Annotated in this window: 20 protein-coding genes; all 20 read left to right on the forward strand. The window is 43.4% G+C overall.

Going from position 1 to position 22,052, the window contains the following annotated elements; genetic code table 11:
- Window positions 1–47 precede the first annotated feature (47 nt).
- The 20 genes from BLT91_RS03595 to BLT91_RS03690 all read left to right on the forward strand — a co-directional run bounded on the left by BLT91_RS03595 (window position 48) and on the right by BLT91_RS03690 (window position 22,008).
- Entirely contained in the window at window positions 48–983 is a 936-nt protein-coding gene (locus tag BLT91_RS03595; protein ID WP_090816631.1) for a bifunctional riboflavin kinase/FAD synthetase, read from the forward strand.
- 167 nt (window positions 984–1,150) lie between these two features.
- The gene (rpsO, locus tag BLT91_RS03600) at window positions 1,151–1,420 is read left to right on the forward strand and encodes a 30S ribosomal protein S15 (RefSeq protein WP_029195252.1); all 270 of its coding nucleotides are present in this window, start codon (window positions 1,151–1,153) and stop codon (window positions 1,418–1,420) included.
- A 265-nt stretch (window positions 1,421–1,685) separates the two neighbouring features.
- Window positions 1,686–3,788 (forward strand): polyribonucleotide nucleotidyltransferase, encoded by a 2,103-nt coding sequence (locus BLT91_RS03605; RefSeq protein WP_090816634.1) that lies wholly within the window; start codon window positions 1,686–1,688, stop codon window positions 3,786–3,788.
- 156 nt (window positions 3,789–3,944) lie between these two features.
- A complete protein-coding gene (locus BLT91_RS03610) occupies window positions 3,945–4,997 on the forward strand; it encodes a polysaccharide deacetylase family protein (protein ID WP_175532066.1) in 1,053 nt (350 codons plus the stop codon).
- Window positions 4,998–5,102: 105 nt separating this feature from the next.
- Window positions 5,103–6,359 carry a M16 family metallopeptidase gene (locus BLT91_RS03615; protein WP_090816637.1) on the forward strand — a complete coding sequence of 419 codons (1,257 nt, stop codon included), beginning with the start codon at window positions 5,103–5,105 and terminating at the stop codon, window positions 6,357–6,359.
- Window positions 6,346–6,801, forward strand: a complete 456-nt coding sequence (dut, locus tag BLT91_RS03620) for a dUTP diphosphatase (RefSeq protein WP_090816640.1) — start codon at window positions 6,346–6,348, stop codon at window positions 6,799–6,801. Before BLT91_RS03615 ends, dut begins: the two co-directional genes overlap by 14 nt.
- Before the next feature lie 158 nt (window positions 6,802–6,959).
- Entirely contained in the window at window positions 6,960–7,859 is a 900-nt protein-coding gene (dpsA, locus tag BLT91_RS03625; protein WP_090816643.1) for a dipicolinate synthase subunit DpsA, read from the forward strand.
- Window positions 7,856–8,449, forward strand: a complete 594-nt coding sequence (locus BLT91_RS03630; RefSeq protein WP_090816646.1) for a dipicolinate synthase subunit B — start codon at window positions 7,856–7,858, stop codon at window positions 8,447–8,449. Before dpsA ends, BLT91_RS03630 begins: the two co-directional genes overlap by 4 nt.
- A 35-nt stretch (window positions 8,450–8,484) precedes the next feature.
- On the forward strand, window positions 8,485–9,522 hold the full coding sequence (locus tag BLT91_RS03635) for an aspartate-semialdehyde dehydrogenase (protein WP_090816649.1): 1,038 nt from the start codon (window positions 8,485–8,487) through the stop codon (window positions 9,520–9,522).
- A gap of 45 nt (window positions 9,523–9,567) precedes the next feature.
- Window positions 9,568–10,785: an aspartate kinase gene (gene dapG / locus BLT91_RS03640; protein ID WP_090816652.1), complete on the forward strand. Its 1,218-nt coding sequence runs from the start codon at window positions 9,568–9,570 to the stop codon at window positions 10,783–10,785.
- Between the two features lie 27 nt (window positions 10,786–10,812).
- On the forward strand, window positions 10,813–11,676 hold the full coding sequence (gene dapA / locus BLT91_RS03645) for a 4-hydroxy-tetrahydrodipicolinate synthase (protein ID WP_090817265.1): 864 nt from the start codon (window positions 10,813–10,815) through the stop codon (window positions 11,674–11,676).
- A gap of 169 nt (window positions 11,677–11,845) precedes the next feature.
- Window positions 11,846–13,522: a ribonuclease J gene (locus BLT91_RS03650; RefSeq protein ID WP_090816656.1), complete on the forward strand. Its 1,677-nt coding sequence runs from the start codon at window positions 11,846–11,848 to the stop codon at window positions 13,520–13,522.
- 224 nt (window positions 13,523–13,746) lie between these two features.
- Window positions 13,747–14,481 (forward strand): ClpP family protease, encoded by a 735-nt coding sequence (locus BLT91_RS03655; RefSeq protein WP_254776763.1) that lies wholly within the window; start codon window positions 13,747–13,749, stop codon window positions 14,479–14,481.
- Window positions 14,478–14,717 (forward strand): YlzJ-like family protein, encoded by a 240-nt coding sequence (locus tag BLT91_RS03660; protein ID WP_090816662.1) that lies wholly within the window; start codon window positions 14,478–14,480, stop codon window positions 14,715–14,717. The genes BLT91_RS03655 and BLT91_RS03660 overlap by 4 nt, the downstream gene beginning before the upstream one ends.
- 64 nt (window positions 14,718–14,781) lie before the next feature.
- Window positions 14,782–17,322 carry a DNA translocase FtsK gene (locus BLT91_RS03665; RefSeq protein ID WP_090816665.1) on the forward strand — a complete coding sequence of 847 codons (2,541 nt, stop codon included), beginning with the start codon at window positions 14,782–14,784 and terminating at the stop codon, window positions 17,320–17,322.
- Between the two features lie 125 nt (window positions 17,323–17,447).
- Complete coding sequence (gene sleB, locus BLT91_RS03670) at window positions 17,448–18,233, forward strand: spore cortex-lytic enzyme (RefSeq protein ID WP_090816668.1); 786 nt, start codon at window positions 17,448–17,450, stop codon at window positions 18,231–18,233.
- 101 nt (window positions 18,234–18,334) lie between these two features.
- The gene (locus BLT91_RS03675; RefSeq protein ID WP_090816671.1) at window positions 18,335–19,615 is read left to right on the forward strand and encodes an EF-P 5-aminopentanol modification-associated protein YfmF; all 1,281 of its coding nucleotides are present in this window, start codon (window positions 18,335–18,337) and stop codon (window positions 19,613–19,615) included.
- A gap of 3 nt (window positions 19,616–19,618) precedes the next feature.
- A complete protein-coding gene (locus tag BLT91_RS03680; protein WP_090816674.1) occupies window positions 19,619–20,908 on the forward strand; it encodes an EF-P 5-aminopentanol modification-associated protein YfmH in 1,290 nt (429 codons plus the stop codon).
- Window positions 20,905–21,660, forward strand: coding sequence for an elongation factor P 5-aminopentanone reductase (locus BLT91_RS03685; protein ID WP_090816677.1), 756 nt, complete (start codon window positions 20,905–20,907; stop codon window positions 21,658–21,660). The genes BLT91_RS03680 and BLT91_RS03685 overlap by 4 nt, the downstream gene beginning before the upstream one ends.
- Window positions 21,661–21,756: 96 nt before the next feature.
- The gene (locus BLT91_RS03690) at window positions 21,757–22,008 is read left to right on the forward strand and encodes a DUF3243 domain-containing protein (RefSeq protein WP_090816680.1); all 252 of its coding nucleotides are present in this window, start codon (window positions 21,757–21,759) and stop codon (window positions 22,006–22,008) included.
- The last annotated feature ends 44 nt before the right edge of the window (window positions 22,009–22,052 follow it).

Raw genomic sequence — 22,052 nt, forward strand, 5'->3', positions numbered from 1 at the left:
CATAACAAAATGGGACAGGTTGAAATGGGTAGGTGAAATGAACTTATATGCGCATAATACCAATATCATATCCCATCGATTTGGATGCTTCGACCCTCTTTGTAGGAGAGCAAGTGGTGGCGATTGGTGATTTTGATGGTGTACATTTGGGACACCAGGAAGTCATAGGACGAGCCATACGTACGGCTAAGAAGATGGGGTTGCCAACGGCTATCATGACCTTTCACCCGCATCCTAGAGCGGTAATGGGTCAGGATAAATACATTGAGCTTTTAACACCGATGAGAAAGAAAATGGAGATGTTCGCATCTCTTGGTGTGAATCATACCTACATTGTTACTTTCGATGCCTCCTTGATGCGTTTATCCCCGGAACATTTCGTGGATCGAGTATTAGATCGTCTTGGCGTGCACAGTGTCATATGCGGTTTTGATTTTACATTTGGCTATCAAGGTAAAGGTACCCCGGATTCTCTTTGTAATTTGAGTCATGGGAAATTTTCTGTAGAAGTGGTGAGACCCTTTCATATGGATGGCGAAAAAGTAAGCAGTACACTCATTCGTGAATCATTGCAGCAAGGGGATATAGACACAGTTACCAGACTACTTGGGCGTCCCTACAGCATAAGCGGCATCGTTGTAGATGGAGAGAAGCGTGGAAGAACAATTGGTTTTCCAACTGCTAATCTTCAATTGGATGAGAGTTACGTTATCCCTACAAATGGTGTTTATGCGATTAAAGCTTTAGTTAAAGGAGAAACCTATAGAGGGGTTATGAATATTGGCGTAAAGCCAACCTTCTCTAATGGAGAGCTGAAACCCTCATTCGAAGCTCATTTATTTGATTTCTCAGATCAAATTTATGGCGAGCATATGAATGTTGAACTCATAGCGTTCCTTCGACCAGAGCGTAAATTTGCATCCATAGATGAACTTATTGCTCAAATAAGGCTTGATGCCGAAACGGCTAAACAGAAATTGTAACGTCACAGTTGAAACAAGCATTTACTTCTACTGTGTGATTATGATATACTGAATAACGTTGCCAACAGGAACAATTCCTTCTGGCATGAACCATAGCTTGGACACACGCTATCACCGGCGTTTTCTAGGCTATCGGGGATACTAACGAATTTAGGAGGTGAACGAGTATGGCATTAACTCAAGAGCGTAAAACGCAACTGATTCAAACTCACAAAGTACATGATACCGACACTGGTTCTCCAGAGGTACAAGTAGCAATTCTTACAGAAAACATTGTTAACCTGACAAATCATCTGCGGACTCACAAGAAAGATCATCATTCCCGTCGTGGTTTGCTTAAAATGGTTGGACAACGCCGTAAGCTGCTAGCATACGTGAAGAACAAAGATGTGAGCCGTTACAGTGCTTTGATTGAAAAGCTTGGTTTGCGTCGATAAAACCGACAATGAGAAGCAACCTGTTGCTCCTTTGCTGGGCTTGATAAAGCTTGCGCAAAGAGTAGCAAAAAGGTTGCTTTTTCTTGTATTTTTAAAACGGAAAAAGAAGGAAATACTAGACATTACGCAGAATTAGAGGATGACTCCAACGTCAGGCAAATTTTAAATACATACGGAGCATAATATAAATGTTCTTGAACCTTCCTTTCTGTGCAAGTTTGTCAAACACATATTTGATTGCAAAAAAATTCCTTAGGAGGATTTTATGGAGAAAAGGGTACAAATGGAACTTGGCGGTAAACCGTTCATTCTTGAAACGGGCAGACTAGCCAAACAAGCCAATGCAGCTGTGACCGTGCGTTACGGCGATACGGTTGTGCTTAGTACAGTAACGGCATCCAGCGGACCGAAAGATTTGGATTTCTTTCCGTTAACTGTTAATTATGAAGAGAGACTGTATTCCGTAGGTAAAATCCCAGGTGGTTTTATTAAACGTGAAGGACGTCCTAGTGAGAAAGCGATTCTTGCGAGCCGTCTAACGGATCGTCCGATTCGCCCACTTTTCCCAGAAGGCTTCCGTAATGACGTGCAAATCGTTTCTATCGTTATGAGTGTGGACCAAGAATGTCCGCCAGAAATCGCTGCAATGATTGGTACTTCTGCAGCACTGGCTATTTCAGATGTTCCTTTCAACGGACCTGTTGGTGGTGTAATTGTTGGACGAGTTGATGGTCAATTCGTCATTAATCCGACCGGTGAGACAGCAGAGAAAAGTGATATTCATTTGACTGTCGCTGGAACCAAAGACGCGATTATGATGGTAGAAGCAGGCGCCAATGAAGTTTCAGAGGATGTTGTGCTGGAAGCAATCATGTTCGGACACGATGAAATTCGTAGGATTGTTGCGGTGATCGAGGAGCTAGTTGCACAAGCGGGTAAACCGAAAATGGAAGTTAAACTTCATACAGTTGATGCTGAGGTTAACAGTGCTGTTCGTGAATTCGCGCAATCAAGATTAGTTGATGCGATTAAAATTCCTGAGAAGCATGCTAGACAAGAAGCGATTGATGTCGTGAATGCCGAAGCTGTAGAACATTTTACAGCCTTGTATGCAGAAACACCGGGCCTTCTAGGTGATGTGAAAGAAACGCTTTATGATATCGTCAAAGAGGAAGTACGTCGCTTGATCACTCATGATAAGGTGAGACCAGATGGACGTAAACCAGAAGAAATTCGCCCAATTGATTGCGATATTGATCTACTGCCACGTACCCATGGTTCAGGTTTGTTTACACGTGGACAAACACAAGCATTGAGTATTTGTACTTTAGGCGCTTTAGGCGATGTTCAAATATTGGATGGCTTGGATCTTACTGAAACTAAGCGCTTTATGCATCATTACAATTTCCCGCCGTTTTCTGTTGGGGAAGCAAGACCGCTGCGTCCTCCGGGTCGTCGTGAAATCGGGCATGGTGCATTAGGAGAGAGAGCTCTAGAGCCAATCATTCCTAATGAAGTAGAATTCCCTTACACGATTCGTCTCGTATCTGAAGTTTTGGAATCGAACGGTTCGACATCCCAAGCGAGTATTTGTGCAAGCACGTTAGCACTGATGGATGCTGGTGTTCCGATCAAAGCTCCGGTTGCGGGTATTGCCATGGGACTGATCAAAGACGGAGATCACTTCTCCATTCTTTCCGATATTCAAGGTATGGAAGATCATCTCGGCGACATGGACTTTAAAGTTGCGGGCACAGCCGAAGGTATTACTGCACTTCAGATGGACATCAAAATCGATGGTATCGATCGCAGTATTCTGCAGCAATCTCTGCAGCAAGCGAAAGAAGGACGTTTGCACATTTTAGGTAAAATGGTTTCTCGTATTTCTGAGCCTAAAAAGTCTCTTTCCAAATATGCTCCTAAGATTCTGACAATGAACATCAACCCAGACAAAATCCGCGATGTTATTGGTGCAGGCGGCAAAATCATCAATAAAATTATTGAAGAAACCGGCGTGAAAATTGATATCGAACAAGATGGCCGTGTATTCATCGCTTCTTCTAATCAAGAGATGAACGAAAAAGCGCGTTCCATTATCGAAGGTATCGTTCGCGAAGTTATTGTAGGTGAAACTTACCTGGGCACAGTAAAACGCGTTGAGAAATTTGGAGCGTTCGTAGAAATTTTACCAGGTAAAGAAGGTTTGGTTCATATTTCTCAAATCTCCACAGAGCGCGTAGCAAAAGTCGAAGATGTAGTGAATATCGGCGATCAAATCACTGTCAAAGTAACTGAGATCGACCAACAAGGAAGAGTTAATCTTTCTCGCAAAGCAACGTTAACTTCGCAAGTCCCGGCTCAATCCTAAGCCGCGTGACTTGTGAAGTCCTTTTTTCATAGTTTTGGATAAAGAGTCAGATCAATCTGTCTCTTTTTTGCTTTTCAGTCAAATAAGGACATGCCTCGTTCTACTCTTGTCCTTTCCTGCATAAAATCAGGAAATAAGGATAAGGGGGACCAGTATATGCGCTACAAAAAATGGCTTCTTCTTGGAAGTTTTTTTGCTATGGTTCTGCTTGCATTGGATGCAATCCCTAATATTGGAACATATATCAATGCGGTAAAAAGTAATCAGAATCTTAAAGTATTAGGGAAAAATTGGCAGGACGAAGAAGCACTTCCTGTTTTTGCGTCTACGACTCAAAACTCAACCCTTCAAAATAAGTCATCACAAAATAATTTATTGGATACGATCACCAAAGAGGCTGAAAAACGTAAAATTGCTCCGATCAATGCGAAAATAGACCCTGTATGGAAGGCGATTCCTGGCTACAACGGGTTGGAAGTGGATATTGAAGAGACACTCAAGCTTGCAGAGCATCACATAACGCCTGGGAAAATTAATTATATTATGAAAGAAGTACAGCCAAGTATACAGTTGGATGATCTCGGTCCGAATCCTATATATAAAGGTAATCCAAAGAAGCCGATGGTGTCTTTAATGATAAACGTTGCTTGGGGGAATGAGTATTTACCCAGTATGTTAGAGACACTACGCAAAGAAAACGTACACGCTACTTTTTTTCTTGATGGCTCGTGGCTGAAGAAAAACGTGGAGATCGCTAAAAAGATCCAGAGCGAAGGTCATGAAGTAGCTAATCATGCTTATTCACATAGGGATATGAGAAATATTAGCCGCAGTAAAGCCGTAGAGGAAATTTCCAAAACTGAAGATCTATTGAAGCAGCAATTAGGTGTGAAAAACACTTTGTTTGCGCCGCCATCGGGTTATTTTAACCAAGAAACCATTCAAGTAGCCTCCGAGTTCAATCTGAAAACCGTGCTTTGGACCTTTGATACAATTGATTGGAAAAACCCGGGATCTGAGCGCATCCTACAACGTCTTTCTACTAATGTGGAGCCAGGATCACTTATTCTGATGCACCCAACTACCTCGTCCAGTGAAGCGCTTCAAGGAATGATCCGGATCATTAAAAATAAAGGATTGTCACTTGGCAGAGTATCCGAGCTTTTATCATCTAAACGCGTTGCAGAAGCGAGTCAAATTGCGAATTAATCGATAACAAGCAGCAAAGTTGAGTCATTGGCACATTTTTGTTAGACTGAGTAAGTATAATTTGGAAATAGGACTTTAGGTGCTACATTTCGAGGAGGAACCTTGGTGATCAAATATCGCTTACATAATGGCTTGAGAGTCGTCATGGAACAAATTCCTACGTTTCGATCAGTAACGTTCGGGATTTGGGTGAAGACTGGCTCACGTAATGAGTCACAAGAAAATAACGGCATTTCGCACTTTATTGAACACATGTTGTTTAAGGGAACGGAGCGCCATTCGGCCAAAGATATCGCAGAAATATTTGATGGTATTGGTGGGAATGTCAATGCATTTACCTCCAAAGAGTACACATGCTATTACGCAAAAGTGCTCGATGACCATCTGCCACTTGCCATGGACGTGCTTTCGGACATGTTTTTCCATTCTACTTTTGATGAGGGAGAGTTGGAGAAAGAAAAGAAAGTCATTTATGAAGAAATTTCTATGTATGAAGATACACCGGACGACTTGGTTCATGATTTGTTGGCGAAAGCCTCTTATGGCTCACATCCGTTAGGTTATACGATACTCGGAACAGAAGATAATTTATCGAAAATGAAATCCAATGATCTTCGTAACTACATGAAGCAGCACTATAATACTGAAAATACGGTACTTAGCATTGCTGGCAATATTGACGACAGTGTGCGCGAACTCATTGAGAAGCATTTCGGCGAATTCGCTCAAACAGGCGTGGAAACCAGTTATGATGCACCAGACTTCGTTGGAGAGCTTATTTTCCATGCGAAGAAAACAGAACAAAATCACATCTGTTTATCGTTACCAGGTCTTTCTCTTCAAGAAGAGAATCTGTACCCCATGGTACTGCTTAATAATGCGATTGGCGGAGGCATGAGTTCCAGATTGTTCCAGGAGATCCGCGAGAAACGAGGGCTTGCTTATTCCGTTTATTCGTATCACTCTTCGCATATCGATAGCGGTATATTTACTATTTATACGGGGACTGCCCCAAAACAGACGGAAGAAGTGCTCAAAGTAACGATGGAGCTGCTGCATGATATAGCTGTGAATGGAATGTTGGATTCCGAACTCAAGAAGGGGAAGGAACAACTGAAAGGCAGCTTAATCCTTAGCCTAGAGAGTACCAGCAGCCGTATGAACCGATTTGGGAAAAATGAGCTGATGACCGGTAAGCATTACAGTTTAGACGAAATGATTGAACGTATTGATAGCGTTCAGATGGAACACATCCGAGAGTTGACCAAGACGTTATTCTCGACGCCTTTTGCATTGAGTATGGTGGGCAATTCGGATGATGTGATTAACGGCTTCAGGAGGGATCAGCTTGTCTCTCTCTAATTTTGATGTCCAAATTAAACGTGTATCTGGACAGGAAGATATTCTTCTGCCTCAAAAAATGTCCGTTGCTGCCAGTGGATTCGATCTTCATGCCGCAGTTAGCGAGCCGGTTGTGCTGGGGCCGGGTGAGCGACAGCTCATCCCGACTGGCTTCGCGCTATGCATGCCACCTGAGCTTGAAGCGCAGATCCGACCGAGGAGCGGGCTTGCCTACAAGCATGGCATCACAACGCTTAACTCACCGGGAACGATCGATGCTGATTACCGCGGTGAGGTGAAAGTGATGCTGATTAACCATGGGCAAGAGCCATTCACGATTCAGCGGAATGAGCGGATTGCGCAGATGGTATTCCAACTTGTGCCACAGATCAAGTTAACCGAAGTTATGGAATTAACGGAGACAGAGCGAGGATCCGGCGGTTTCGGCCATACAGGACGGTAAGTAGAACTACTATATACGTATGCGTTGATGACAGAATCCCTTCTATTGGAAGGGGTTCTTTTTTGTTTCTTAGGAACTATTCAATGAATAGCACCCATCCTTAGGCGAACGCATACTATAACGTATCGAAACGGACCGAGAAAGGGGTGTAAGCAAGAATGCTTACTGGGATTTCGGTTGCTTTCATGGGCGGGGACGCCCGGCAGCTTGAAGTAATTCAAAAATTTACCGAGCTTGATGCAACGGTGACATTAATTGGCTTTGACAATCTAGGGAGGCAATTTAGCGGTGTTACAAATGCTAAACTTGATCCCGTGCTGCTTCAAACCATTGATGTACTTATTTTACCAGCTGTTGGTTCGGATGATTCGGGACAAGTGGAATCAATATTCTCAAGCGAAGAAATAAGGCTGACGGACGAACATATCGCTTCGCTGCCGAAGCATGCCAAGGTGTACACAGGAATGGCCAAGAGTTATCTCAAGAAGCTTTGTACTGCACATGGGATAGAAGTCGTGGAGTTATTCGATCGTGACGATGTTGCGATTTATAATTCCATTCCAACAGCCGAGGGAGCGCTGATGATGGCGATCCAGAATACGGATATTACGATCCATGGTTCCGTTTGTATGGTTTTAGGTTTTGGCCGTACGGGTTTTACAATGGCCAAAACACTGCAGGGATTAGGAGCTACAGTGAAGGTTGGCGTGAGGAAACCGGAGCATTTTGCAAGGGCGTGGGAGATGGGTTTTCAGTCTTTTTATACGAAAGATCTGTACCCGGAAGTGGGGAATATTGACTTGCTTTTTAACACAATTCCGACTATGATAGTCACAGCGCAAGTTATTACCAATATCCCACATCGCGCGCTCATCATCGATTTGGCTTCTAAACCCGGCGGAACGGACTTCCGATTTGCCGAGAAGAGAGGCATTAAAGCGATGCTAGCGCCCGGTTTACCTGGCATCGTCGCCCCCAAAACAGCTGGCCGCATCATGGCTAACACACTGAGTCAGCTGATCGAGGAAGACTTCAAAGACAGGAGCGATGTGGAATGAATTGGCAAGGGAAAACAGTCGGTTATGCATTAACCGGTTCTCACTGTACATTGGAAGAAGTCATGCCTCAGATTAAGAGATTTGTAGATGCAGGTGCACGCGTTATTCCGATTGTGTCAAATACAATCATGACAACTGATACACGTTTTGGCAAATCTGCTGATTGGCAGCAACAGTTAAAGGATATAACAGGGAACGATATTATTTCTACAATCGTAGCTGCAGAACCACTAGGTCCATCCAAACTGCTTGATGTGATGGTTATTGCACCGTGTACAGGTAACACGACTAGTAAGCTAGCAAATGCAATGACAGAAAGTCCCGTACTTATGGCTGCTAAAGCGCAAATGAGAAACTTACGGCCGCTAGTTTTAGCGATCTCAACGAATGATGGACTGGGTTTAAACGCGATGAATATCGCTAAGCTTCTTATTACCAAAAATATTTATTTTGTGCCTTATGGTCAAGATGCACCTGGAGCGAAGCCAAATTCGTTGGTAGCCCGGATGGACTTGATTATGGAAGCTTGTGAAGCTGCTCTTGAAGGAAAGCAACTGCAGCCCATGATTATCGAGAGATTTCAATACTAATTCATATACAAATCTTGAAGGGGAGAGTCCAGCACATGTCCAACCAGAAACTTTTTAACGTTGCAGTTGTAGGCGCTACAGGCGCAGTAGGAGAACAAATAATCCGTCTATTAGAAGAACGGAATTTCCCCATCAAGGAATTGAAATTGCTTTCTTCCGCTCGTTCAGCCGGCGTAAAGCTTCCTTTCAAGGGTCAAGACGTAACCGTGCAAGAAGCGACAGCGGAAAGCTTTCAAGATGTTGATATTGCTTTATTTAGTGCCGGTGGCGATGTGACGAAGGCATTAGCTCCTCACGCGGTTAAGGCGGGTACGATCTGTATCGATAATACGAGTGCGTACCGTATGGATCCTGAAACACCGCTTGTGGTTCCAGAGGTTAACGTCGAGAAAATTAATGAGCATAAGGGGATTATTGCAAATCCAAATTGTTCCACGATCCAAATGGTTGCTACATTGAAGCCTTTATATGATCGTTATGGGATTTCCCGTATCATCGTTTCTACGTATCAAGCTGTTTCTGGGGCTGGTGCCAAAGCGATTAATGAAATGCTAAGACAATCGAAAGAAGTACTTGAAGGAAATGACGCGAATCCGGACATTTTGCCAGTAGGTTCTTTACCAGTGAAGCACCAAATTGCCTTCAATGCGATTCCGCAAATCGATAAGTTCCTCGATAACGGTTTTACCAATGAAGAAATGAAAATGATTCTTGAAACGAAAAAAATTATGGGCGATGAGTCCATTGAAGTTACAGCTACTTGCGTTCGTATCCCGGTTGTTTATGGTCATTCCGAATCGGTCTATGTTGAATTAAAAGAAGATTTCGACGTAGAAGAAGTGAAGACGTTGCTTGCTAATGCCCCTGGTATTGTTCTTGTCGACAATCCTGCAGAGCAGCAGTATCCACTTGCCACAGATGCAGCTGGTAAACTGGAAACTTTCGTTGGCCGTGTGCGTCGCGATCTGAGCAATCCAAAAGCACTAAATATGTGGATTGTTTCTGACAACCTTCTGAAGGGCGCTGCTTGGAATGCTGTGCAAATTGCTGAATATATTGCTATAGAACAATAATCGCTTTACTGCGATATCATCAAGCAGTGAATATGGGGGAAACTCATGCGAATCCTTGTACAAAAATTTGGAGGTACTTCGCTTTCCACTGCACAAGCCAGAGAACACGTTATTGGTCATATTCAAGATGCACTAATTAATCATTATAAATTAGTTGTTGTTGTATCCGCGATGGGAAGAAAAGGAGAACCCTATGCCACTGACACGCTCCTTGACCTCGTTCGAAGGAACGGGGAGGGGCTGCAAACACGGGAACTCGATATGCTGATGGGTTGCGGAGAGTTAATTTCTGCGGTACATTTGTGTAGTATTTTACAAGCATCAGGTATTCGTTCTACGGTTTTGACGGGTGGGCAAGCTGGTATTCTTACGAATAACGAGCATGGCAACGCCAAGATTGTAGCTATGCAGCCTAACCGTATCCTTGAATTGTTGGAACAGGATATAGTTGTCATTGTTACTGGATTTCAAGGTAAAACGAGTCAAGATGAGCTGACAACACTGGGACGCGGAGGTAGTGATACATCTGCTACTGCTCTTGGTGCAGCACTTAAGGCTGAAATTGTGGATATTTTTACCGATGTAAATGGCATTATGACAGCAGATCCAAGGATCGTTGAGGATGCGAAACCACTTGTTCGTGTAAGCTTCGCTGAAATCTGCAATATGGCACATAATGGTGCTAAGGTGATTCATCCTCGTGCTGTAGAAGTAGCCATGCATGCTAATATTCCTATACGTGTGCGATCGACGTTTTCGAAGGAAGAAGGAACATTAGTCACAGCTACAGACAGCATTCCTAATGAAATGAGCCAAGTGAAGGATCGATTCGTTACGGGAATTGCACATTTTACGAATATTACTCAAATTCAGGTCGCTGCAGTTGAAGGGCAATTCGATCTTCAGCTTCGTGTTTTCAAAACGATGGCGCAGCATCAGATTAGCGTTGATTTTATTAATGTCAATCCCTCGGCTGTTGTTTATACGGTGTTTGATCATGAAGCAGAGCGTGCAGTTAAACTGCTTAGAAGTCAAGGCTATGAGCCAAAGGCTTTGAGTGGATGTGCAAAAGTTTCTGTTATCGGCGGCGGTATGAACGGCGTACCAGGTATTATGGCACATATTGTTGAAGCATTAACTGTTGAAGACATACGAATTCTTCAATCAGCCGACTCGAATACAACGATTTGGGTGCTTGTTCAAGGTGAGGATATGATAAAATCCGTTAAAGCATTACATCATAAATTCAATTTAAATAAGTGAAAATATGTGACTCAGGAGGTGTAAATGGTGGATTTTGGAAGAGTAATTACAGCTATGGTCACCCCGTTTGACGAGCAATTGCAAGTCAATTGGGACCAAGTAGAACCACTAATTAACTATTTGATCGAAGAGCAGCAGTCGGATAGCCTCGTTATTTGTGGGACGACCGGAGAGGCGCCAACGTTAACAGATGATGAGAAACTGAAGCTTATCGAATTATCCGTCCGTTATGCCCGAGGGCGCTGTAAGATCATTGCAGGTACAGGAAGTAATGATACCGCGCACACCATTCATTTTTCCCAAAAGGTTGAGAAACTTGGGGTCGATGCTTTACTGATCGTAGCTCCTTATTATAACCGTCCCTCACAAGAAGGATTGTACCAGCATTTTAAAGCAATCGCTGAGTCTGTTCAGGTGGCGATTATGCTATATAATGTACCTGGACGCACGGGTGTGAATGTGGATGCGGAGACAACGATTCGTCTATCCCAAATTTCTAATATCGTAGCTACCAAAGATTGCGCAAACACGGATCAATTGACACGTATACTAAATGGTGCAGCTTCTGATTTCCTTGTATACAGCGGGGATGACAGCAGTGCGTTGCCTGCTCTTGCGATAGGATGTCAGGGAATTATTAGTGTTGCAAGTCATGTGATTGGAAAAGAAATGCAATCTATGATAAAGTATTATTTAGAAGGTAACATTCAGCAAGCGGCAGAACTTCATCGTAAGCTTCATCCTGTTTTTACTGGCATTTTCCGTGTACCGAGTCCTGCTCCAATAAAGCATGCTCTCGCACTGAAAGGCATTCAAACAGGAGGCGTAAGACTTCCGTTGGTTCGCGTATCCGAGCAAGAAGGACAATTCATCCAATCACTTTTTGTATGATAACGCCTAATGAATCGGTGCTTCCGGCATCGGTTTTCTTTTTTGGGGGAAACTAATGTAATCGGTATTAACTTGTATTTGCTGTTTTTTTTCATGTATAATGGTTGCAAGTGACTAGTTCGGTTTTTCATTTAAAATTCGTCGTCCAATCTTAGAAGGAGGTATATTCTTGTCCAAAAAAAATATTGATAAACTTTTGATCTTCGCTCTTGGCGGCGTGGGCGAAATCGGAAAAAATATGTATTGTGTTCAGTATGCGAACGATATCATTGTCATTGATAGTGGTTTGAAATTTCCAGAGCAGGACATGCTGGGAATCGATATTGTCATTCCAGATATCGGGTACTTAACGGAGAATCGGGATAAAGTACGCGGCATTATCATTACTCACGGCCACGAAGATCACATCGGAGGCTTACCTTATGTGCTTAAGCATCTAAATGTTCCGCTTTATGCGACTAAGCTTACAATGGGACTAATCGAAGCGAAGCTGAAGGAAGCGAATTTGCTCGGTACTACGAACCGGATCCTTATTAATTCGGAATCTGTGCTTTCCTTAGGAGTTCTTACAGCATCATTCTTCAAAACCAATCATAGTATTCCAGATTCAGTGGGTGTCGCTTTGGATACACCTGAAGGCGTTGTTGTTCATACAGGTGATTTTAAATTCGATCAAACCCCTGTTAATGATCAATATGCGGACTTACATCGTATGGCAGAGATTGGGAAGAAAGGCGTTCTTGCCTTGCTTTCTGACAGTACGAACGCAGAACGTCCTGGTTACACAGGCTCGGAGCGCAGTGTTGGGGTTGAAATTGAAGAAGTATTCCGTAAAGCTAAGCAGAGAGTTGTTATTGCGACATTTGCATCTAATATTCACCGTGTTCAACAGGTGTTTGATGCAGCTGCGGCAACAAATCGTAAAGTCACAGTGATCGGAAGAAGCATGGTTAATGTGGTTTCGATTGCCAGTGAGTTAGGATACCTGCACATTCCGGATGGTATGTTGATTGAGCCGGAGGAAGTTAACAAGCTTGCCGCTGATCGTGTTGTCATTCTTTCCACAGGAAGCCAAGGCGAGCCGATGTCAGCTCTTACAAGAATGGCACGTTCTACCCACCGTAAAGTTGATATTTTACCTGGTGATACGGTCATTATTGCCGCTACGCCAATTCCAGGGAATGAGCGCGATGTAGGCCGTACCGTAGATGAGCTGTTCCGTATTGGCGCTAATGTGATTTATGGTCCAGGTTCTGTTACTGGTGTACACGTATCAGGTCACGGGAGTCAAGAAGAATTGAAGTTAATGCTCAATCTTATGAAACCTAAATACTTTATTCCGATTCATGGTGAATACCGCATGCTGCGTCAACATGGCATTCTTGCCGAGTCTGTCGGCATTCCTAAAGAAGATATATTTATGTGCGATATCGGTGACACGGTAGAAATTCAAAATGGCGTTGCTCGCAAAGGATCTAAAGTTCAAAGCGGCAACATTCTAATTGATGGACTGGGCGTAGGAGATGTAGGCAACATTGTGTTGCGTGACCGTAAGTTACTGTCTCAGGACGGAATCCTCGTGGTCGTAGTTACACTCAGCAAACAAGATGGCAAAATCTTATCCGGACCGGATATTATTTCTCGCGGATTCGTGTATGTACGTGAATCTGAGGGTCTCTTGGAAGAAGCCAATCGTATCGTAACAAATACATTAACGAAACTAATGAATGAAAATGTAAATGAGTGGGCATCTTTAAAAACAAATGTGAAAGATGTTCTCGGACGCTTTTTATATGAACAAACCAGAAGAAGACCGATGATCCTTCCGATTATCATGGAAGTCTAGGCTCGAACAGTCACTTGAACCTATGCAAATAGCAAAGCTTCCTCCATCACTGGAGGGAGCTTTTTTTATGTTGTTCAAAGGTATTAGAATGATGCATGAAAGTGCGCAAGATTATTCATACTATGGGAGATTATGAAAAGCATAAACCTGTTTTACTAATAGCAAAATCAGGTCATGCTTAATAAGCCAGTTTTGCTGAAGCAAAACTCTAAGGGGGATTGTCAGTGGCAGCACCAACAGAACCGAAACAGCAAGAACCGGGGACAGAGGAAGGTAAGAAAAACGAAGCCCTCGAAAACATTCAACAGTTAGGTCAAACCAATACGCTTTCAGGTGAATCTAATATTTTCTGCCTCACGATTATTGGACAAGTGGAAGGACATATCGTTCTCCCTCCGCAAAATAAAACGACCAAATATGAGCACCTAATTCCACAATTAGTAGCTGCTGAGCAGAATCCTAAGATCGAAGGCGTTATGATTATTTTAAATACGGTAGGAGGAGATGTTGAAGCAGGACTAGCCATCGCGGAGATGGTCGCAACACTATCGAAACCAACGATTGCTTTAGTACTAGGTGGCGGGCACAGCATAGGTGTTCCTATCGCAGTATCAGCGGACTATTCGATTATTGCCGAATCGGCTACCATGACAATTCATCCAATCCGATTAAATGGCTTAATTATCGGAGTGCCGCAAACATTTGAATATTTGGATAAAATGCAGGAACGTGTTGTGCGGTTTGTAACGAAGCATTCGAACGTAACGGAAGAGAAGTTTAGGGAGTTAATGTTTAAGACCGGGGAGTTGACAAGGGATATTGGGACCACGGTTATTGGTGGAGATGCCGTTAAATATGGCTTGATTAATCAAGTGGGGGGCATCGGTGATGCGATCCGAGAGCTCAATCTACGAATAGATGCTAAGAAAGCAACTGCTAACGGAGGCATTGTACAATGATACATTACTCCGTTTTACCCATGGATGTGATTTTTCAAGGAATGGAGACTTATGAACCGAAATTTTTAGAGATAGATCAGGGTGGGGTTAAGATGCAAATCGAACCGATTGGTGGCTTTCAGGCACGAATAGTTAGGCTGTATAGCTGCAATCCTCAGGATTATTTGAACGATCGATATGCCCCTGGAACTATAATTTCTTATAGTCCTGTAGTTGAGGCTACTTTACCTATATAAAGCGTTGTTCCTGTATCATCACTCAAGCCAAATATGGTATAATGTGGACTTGGGGGTGACAAGCGTGGCGAAACGCAAGAAAAAAGGCAAGGCTTTAAAAACAAGCTTGTTATTCGAGTTATATGGTATTCTCATCTTGATTTTCTCCGTCATTGCACTTGCTCATCAAGGGCATGTCGGGAATTCGCTGATTTACCTTTTTCGATTTTTTGTGGGAACGTGGTATTCGCTAATACCGCTGATTTTCATATATGTGGCCTTGTATGCAATGATCAAGAGAGCATGGCCTCAGTTGGTAACAGCCAAGAAAGCAGGCATTTTGCTGTTCGTTCTTGGACTTCTGATTAAGAATCATATTGATTTGTTCGCTCAATTATATCCAGATGGCGGTTTCACGTCAGGTAAAATTGTCTCCTCGACATGGAGTGCGATGTTGGAAGGTCTATATCCAACGGATGCAGGTAGAGCGGCACTCGAACATGGTATTGGTGGTGGCATGATTGGCGCTATGTTGTATAGCGTCTTGTATTTTTTGTTCGATTATTTGGGAGCAAGATTAATTCAATATGCCTTTTTTGTTATGGGCTTTATACTGGCAACAGGCATTTCTTATGTAGATATAGGGAATATCATTCGAGGCAGATTCAGCAACGTTGGCCAAAATTTTAAAGATAGAATGAAAGAGTGGTTGCAGGATCGCGAAACACGTCAACCACAAACGGCTGCTGCAGGCGCTAGTGCAAGAAAAGTAAAGAAAACCTCCTATGTTCCTGTAGATGATGAATTTGATGAAGAGGTTTTCCAGCCTGTGAAGCGGGTGAAGAAAACACCCCTTTTTATGGAGCTGCTTCGTCCTATAAAGGAAAATCGGAAAAAGTCTGCAGCTGGTGAGAGTGATTCAATTGATGATGAATTCTTTGAAAATTCAGATGCTCCCGAGCAAGTCGTCTATAAACCAAGTGACAAGCGTGATGAAACCGGATTACCATCTGAGGATCAACCGGTCACGCCGATTATACGTGACTTTCAAGAACAGGTGTTTCAAGAAGCGCAACAGGCTGTCATTCATCCTTCTGGTGCCTCGACAACTCCGGTCTCTAAGCCTGGGGCAGGGGCAATTGATACTGAGGATGAGCCCGTTTCACTAGAGTTTCAGGAAAATGTGCCGATCGTTCAAACTCGGCCATATGAGATGCCTTCGCTTGATTTACTGGCGAAGCCCGCTGTCGGCAAAGGTAGTGAGATGGCCGACTATAAAGCGAATGCTAGGAAGCTTGAAGCTACCTTGGAGAGCTTTGGTGTACGTGCTAAAGTGCTGGAGGTCGTCAGAGGCCCAGCGGTTACACGTTACGAGATTCAGCCCGACGTTGGCGTGAAGGTCAGCAGAATCGTTTCCTTAACGGATGATATCGCGTTGGCGCTCGCCGCCAAGGATATTCGGATGGAAGCACCGATTCCCGGTAAATCTGCGATCGGCATTGAGGTGCCGAATCTGGAAGTTTCGATTGTTACCATGCGTGAAGTCATGGAAACTTCAGCATTTCAGGAATCCAGCTCACGACTATCTGTTGTGCTAGGGCGTGATATCTCCGGACAACCGATTGTTGGGAATTTGGCTAAAATGCCGCATTTACTTGTAGCCGGCGCAACGGGGTCAGGTAAATCTGTTTGTATTAATGGGATTATTACGAGTATTTTGTATAAAGCAAAGCCTAACGAAGTGAAGTTCCTGATGATCGATCCGAAGATGGTCGAATTGAATGTATACAACGGGATTCCGCATCTTCTGGCGCCTGTTGTGACTGATCCTCGAAGAGCATCGCTCGCACTAAAGAAGGTCGTCGTTGAGATGGAAAAACGTTATGAATTGTTCTCGAAGAGCGGAACGAGAAATATCGAAGGCTACAATGCGATGCTCACGGAAAGTGGCGCAGCTGCTCCTCTTCCTTACTACGTTGTTATCGTAGACGAGTTAGCCGATTTAATGATGGTCGCAGCAAACGATGTAGAAGATTCTATAACCCGCCTTGCTCAAATGGCCCGTGCAGCAGGAATTCACTTGATTATCGCTACACAACGGCCATCCGTTGACGTTATTACGGGGGTTATTAAAGCGAATATCCCATCGCGTATCGCGTTCGGTGTTTCGTCTCAAGTGGACTCACGGACTATTTTGGATATGGTTGGTGCCGAGAAGCTATTAGGCCGAGGCGATATGCTTTATTTGCCAGTAGGTGCATCCAAGCCGGTTCGTGTGCAAGGGGCCTTTTTATCTGACCAAGAGGTAGAACATGTGGTAGGCTTTGTTCGAACCCAAGAGCAGGCCAATTACCAAGAAGAAATGGTCCCGCATGTGGAAGAAATGCCGGAGCAGCAGAACGAATTTGAGGACGAGCTGTATGACCAGGCTGTTCAAATTGTGCTGGAAGCCAAGCAAGCCTCCGTTTCGCTCCTGCAAAGACGCATGAGAGTCGGTTATACACGTGCTGCAAGGCTTGTTGACGCAATGGAAGCGAAAGGGGTCGTCGGCCCCTACGAAGGTAGCAAGCCTCGAGAAGTGCTGATGTCGATTGAACAATATCATCATAATCGTATCAGTTCTTAGCTTAATTAGAAGATTGAGAAACACTCTCCGCCGTGGAGAGTGTTTTTGTTTGCATAAACATAGACTCCCTTTCTCATAATAAGCAAGAAAAGGCTGTAATTTGAAAAGTGAGGTTGAGAAGGGGAATGAATAAACGATTAATTGTACTGACATTTTGTATTGTTTTCGTTCTGGTTGTCGCTTTTCAGTTGAAAGGAAAGTTCAATCCACCTACAGAGGAAACGTTCAGTAAAAATGAAGTGCGTTATGGAGCTACAGGAGCAGATGTAAGAGAGCTGCAAGGCCGACTGAAGTTCATAGGTTTTTATAACGGCAGTATAGACGGTGATTATGGGTATAAAACATTAACTGCAGTGAAACGATTCCAAGGTGAGTTTGGGATGAAAGTAGATGGCATTGTAGGGGCCAAAACCAAGCTTAAGCTTTGGGAAGCAACAAAGGATTGGAAACCTACCGCACCACCGACAGCTTCAGAAGGGAAAACTGAAGGTGACTCAGAAAATGCAGCTTCAAACCAAAAGCCAGCTAATATGTTGCCTTCTAACAACCTTGGCTTGTCAGAGCAGGATATTAATTTGATGGCCAATGCCGTGAATGGGGAGGCGCGCGGAGAGCCTTATATAGGGCAAGTAGCCGTAGCAGCCGTTATTTTGAATCGTGTGAAGTCCCCTAGTTTTCCTAACACGGTTTCTGGTGTTATCTTTCAGCCTGGCGCTTTCACAGCCGTAGCCGATGGCCAAATTTGGCTAACACCAAGCGAATCGACAAAAAAGGCAGTTAAGGAAGCTCTGGGCGGATTGGATCCTACAGGGGGATGTATTTATTATTTCAACCCCGCAACGGCAACCTCCAAATGGATTTGGAGCAGACCGCAGGTCAAAAATATTGGGAAGCATATTTTTTGTAAATAATTTAGAAATAGACAAGGAGAAGGAACCAACTTTGGTTGCTTCTCCTCTTCGTATAGGAATATAATGGTTTTATATCACGCACATAGAAGGGAGACCGACCTTTGAAGCATATACAATTTGAGCGCAGCACATGGAATCACATTCGTTTACATGTTCTGCCGACAGATCGGTTTAAAACGTTTGCCATTTCCGTATACATAGGCCGTCCCTTAGAGGAAGAGACGGTCACGAATACTGCGTTAACACCTTTTGTCCTGCGCAGAGGAACAGAATTACGGCCAGAAACACAGCAATTTCGGGAGTATTTAGATGATTTATATGGTGCTGGCTTCGGTTTTGACATTTACAAACGGGGCGATTATCAGATTGTGCAGTTTCGCATGGATATCATTAATGACCGTTTCGTGAAGTCTGCACAATCTTTATTAAAGCAAGGGCTCGAATTTGTAGGGGAAACATTGACACGGCCAGCGCTTGAGGATGGGCATTTCCGCGATAAATATGTCGATGCTGAGAAGGAGACTCTCCAGAAGCGGATAGAATCTGTGATAAACGATAAAATTCGTTACGCAGCTGAACGTTGCATCGAAGAAATGTGTAGCGATGATCCATATCGGCTTCACCCATTGGGTAAAATTGATGACCTCGACCATATCAAACCCGGGCAACTTTACGAACAATATAAACTGTGGCTTCAAACTGCTCCCATTGACATTTATGTAGTTGGGAATACGACGCTTTCTGAAGTAGAAGCCATTGTTAAGCAGGCGTTCTCCATCGAACGTAATGAGAATGTCGGATACGTAACATCTGCTCCGCGGGGGACTTCAGGAGATGTGAATACGATCGTTGAACGATTGGATGTTAATCAAGGTAAGCTGAATATGGGACTGCGCACAAATATTTCATATCGAGATGAGAAGTATCCTGTAGCCCTTATGTATAACGGAGTTCTGGGCGGTTATCCGCACTCCAAATTGTTTATTAATGTTCGTGAGAAAGCCAGTCTTGCCTATTATGCTTCTTCTCGGTTTGATGGACACAAGGGCATCTTGACGATTCAATCAGGCATTGAAATGGCAAACTATGAGAAAGCGGTTGCTATTATTCGTAAACAGCTCACAGCTATGGAGCAAGGTGAGATCAATGATATTGAACTAAGTCAAACACGAGCCATGATTGCAAATCAGCTGCGCGAAATTCAAGATTCCGCATTTGAATTAATCTCATTTGACTTTAATACTATTTTATCTGGAAAAGAACGTACGGTTTCGAGTTTAATTGAATCTGTGGAACAGGTAGATATTCCGGCCATTGCAGAAGCAGCTAAGCGAGTTCAACTGGACACGATTTACTTTTTACGGGATCAGAAGGGAGAGTAGACAATGCAGGTTATTCCTTATCCACATCTGGGTGAAACCATATATCACGAGCAGCTTGATAATGGGCTACATGTGTTTGTTCTACCCAAAGAAGGTTTCCAGAAGACATATGCCACGTTCACAACCCAATTCGGTTCGATTGATAACTTTTTCCAAGTTGAAGGGAAAGAGCCGATTAAAGTTCCGGATGGAATTGCTCATTTCCTAGAGCACAAAATGTTCGAGGAGCCAGAAGGTGATATTTTTGCTACTTTCGCTTCAAACGGCGCATCGGCCAACGCTTTTACAAGCTTTGATCGGACGGCGTACTTATTCTCATCCACAGATCACTATTTGACAAATTTAACGACATTAATTAATTTTGTGCAAAATCCTTATTTTACAAATGAAAATGTAGAAAAGGAAAAGGGGATTATTGGTCAAGAGATCAAGATGTACGAAGATAATGCGGACTGGAGAAGTTATTATGGGTTAATTGAATCCTTATATGCTAAGCATCCAATCCATATTGATATTGCTGGTACTGTGGCATCAATTGCTGAAATCTCAAAGGAAACATTATACGAGTGCTATCACACGTTCTATCACCCGAGTAATATGAGCTTGTTTGTGGTAGGCGGAGTCGATCCGCAAGAGGTCATTTCGTTAGTCAAAACAAATCAAGCCGCCAAAACCTTTCCTCCACAAGGAAATATCAAAAGATTTTTTCCAGAAGAGCCACTAGATGTGAAGGAAGCCCGCAGAGTGACACTGCTTCCAGTGTCCATGCCTAAATGCTTAATGGGATTTAAGGAATCTGCACCTGCCGTAAGCGGTAAAGCATTGTTAGTTAGAGAATTGACGACAAAATTAATGCTGGATATTTTATTCAGTTCAAGCTCTGATATTTATCAAACACTATATGACGAGCAGTTGATTTCAGATAATTTTGGTCATGAATATAACTGTAGTGAGGGATATGCTTTCTCTATTCTTGGCGGAGATACCAAAGATCCTGATCAACTTGTAGCTCGCATTCGCGAGGAGGTTGAGAAGCTTAAGGCTTCCGGTCTCGATGAGGTAACCTTTGAACGAAGTCGCAAGAAGAAAATTGGCAATTTCCTAAGGATGATGAACTCACCGGAATCCATCGCAAATGAATTTACTAAATACCGCTTCAAAGATATCGATTTGTTCGATATACTGCCTGTTTACGAACAGATTTCACTTGAGGATGTTAACCGTCGGTTCCGCGAGCATTTTGATTGGAGCAAACTTGCCGTATCGATTGTGCAAAGTCGTGAGCTGTCGTGACCTTGCCTAAGCCATTCAGTGAACAAACGGTTCTCATCACGGGAGCTAGCAGGGGGATTGGCGCAGCAATTGCTGAGCGTTTTGCCGCGGTAGGGATGAATGTTGTCATTCACTACCGCGAGTCCCACGAAGCTGCCAATGAAGTCGCTAGATCTTGTATAAAGCATGGCGCCAAGGTGCTGACCGTATCCGCGGATGTAAAATCTCGTGAGCAAATCAATAAAATGAAAGAAAAGATTGAACAAAAAGAAATGATTCCCGATATTATTGTGAACAATGCTGGAATTTCTCACTATGGGTTGCTTTCTGACTTAAGCGAAGACGAGTGGGATTTGGTTATGGATATCAATCTCAAAGGAGCTTTCCTTTGTACACAAACCTTCATGACCGCGATGATTAAGAAAAAGTATGGCCGTATCATTAATGTATCCTCCATATGGGGTATCTCAGGTGCCTCCTGTGAGGTTGTTTATTCAACAGCCAAAGGTGGGTTGAATGCCTTCACCAAGGCATTAGCGAAGGAGCTTGCCCCTTCTGGTGTGACAGTGAATGCAGTAGCGCCTGGTGCAGTACATACAGAAATGATGGCTGGTTTCCAATCAGATGATCAGGAAGCGATTGCCAATGAAATTCCGGTTGGTCGGTTTGCTTTGCCTGACGAAGTTGCTTCGCTTGTGTATTTTCTTGCGCTGCCGGAATCCAGTTATATTACGGGTCAAATCATAAGTCCGAACGGTGGATGGTTAACCTAAGTACAGAGTAAGAAACCTTGCGCATAATTCTTGGCTGAGAAGCGAATATTACGTATGTAATGACCATTTCTCATAACTCAAAGGAGGCTTCTTACAATGGCTACTGTACTTAAAGTATTTGATAAGTGGAAAGAGTTTCTGGCTGAACGTGTGAGTCAGGCTGGACATGCAGGGATGAGTGAAGAAACGATCTCTAAACTCGCTTTTCAAATCGGTGAATTTCTAGCAAATAAAGTCGATCCGGAAAATGAGCAAGAGCGAGTGCTTAAAGAGCTGTGGGATGCAGGGGATGAACAAGATAAACGTACACTTGCCCGCCTCATGGTAAAATTAGTAGACAAAGGTTAATAACCGTTTTACAATTCAATAAGGTACTATGTGAAAGCCTCCTC

Origin of the sequence: Paenibacillus sp. yr247 (assembly GCF_900103825.1) — a bacterium.
Taxonomy (GTDB): Bacteria; Bacillota; Bacilli; order Paenibacillales; family NBRC-103111; genus Paenibacillus_E.

What these genes read in the sequence shown, in the direction of transcription:
- BLT91_RS03595 (WP_090816631.1), top strand. Translation starts at nt 48, where the DNA reads ATGCGCATAATACCAATATCATATCCCATCGATTTGGATGCTTCGACC.
- BLT91_RS03660 (WP_090816662.1), top strand. Translation starts at nt 14,478, where the DNA reads ATGATACATTACTCCGTTTTACCCATGGATGTGATTTTTCAAGGAATG.
- BLT91_RS03635 (WP_090816649.1), top strand. Translation starts at nt 8,485, where the DNA reads ATGTCCAACCAGAAACTTTTTAACGTTGCAGTTGTAGGCGCTACAGGC.
- BLT91_RS03630 (WP_090816646.1), top strand. Translation starts at nt 7,856, where the DNA reads ATGAATTGGCAAGGGAAAACAGTCGGTTATGCATTAACCGGTTCTCAC.
- dapG (WP_090816652.1), top strand. Translation starts at nt 9,568, where the DNA reads ATGCGAATCCTTGTACAAAAATTTGGAGGTACTTCGCTTTCCACTGCA.
- BLT91_RS03690 (WP_090816680.1), top strand. Translation starts at nt 21,757, where the DNA reads ATGGCTACTGTACTTAAAGTATTTGATAAGTGGAAAGAGTTTCTGGCT.
- BLT91_RS03605 (WP_090816634.1), top strand. Translation starts at nt 1,686, where the DNA reads ATGGAGAAAAGGGTACAAATGGAACTTGGCGGTAAACCGTTCATTCTT.
- BLT91_RS03680 (WP_090816674.1), top strand. Translation starts at nt 19,619, where the DNA reads ATGCAGGTTATTCCTTATCCACATCTGGGTGAAACCATATATCACGAG.
- BLT91_RS03610 (WP_175532066.1), top strand. Translation starts at nt 3,945, where the DNA reads ATGCGCTACAAAAAATGGCTTCTTCTTGGAAGTTTTTTTGCTATGGTT.
- sleB (WP_090816668.1), top strand. Translation starts at nt 17,448, where the DNA reads ATGAATAAACGATTAATTGTACTGACATTTTGTATTGTTTTCGTTCTG.
- rpsO (WP_029195252.1), top strand. Translation starts at nt 1,151, where the DNA reads ATGGCATTAACTCAAGAGCGTAAAACGCAACTGATTCAAACTCACAAA.
- dpsA (WP_090816643.1), top strand. Translation starts at nt 6,960, where the DNA reads ATGCTTACTGGGATTTCGGTTGCTTTCATGGGCGGGGACGCCCGGCAG.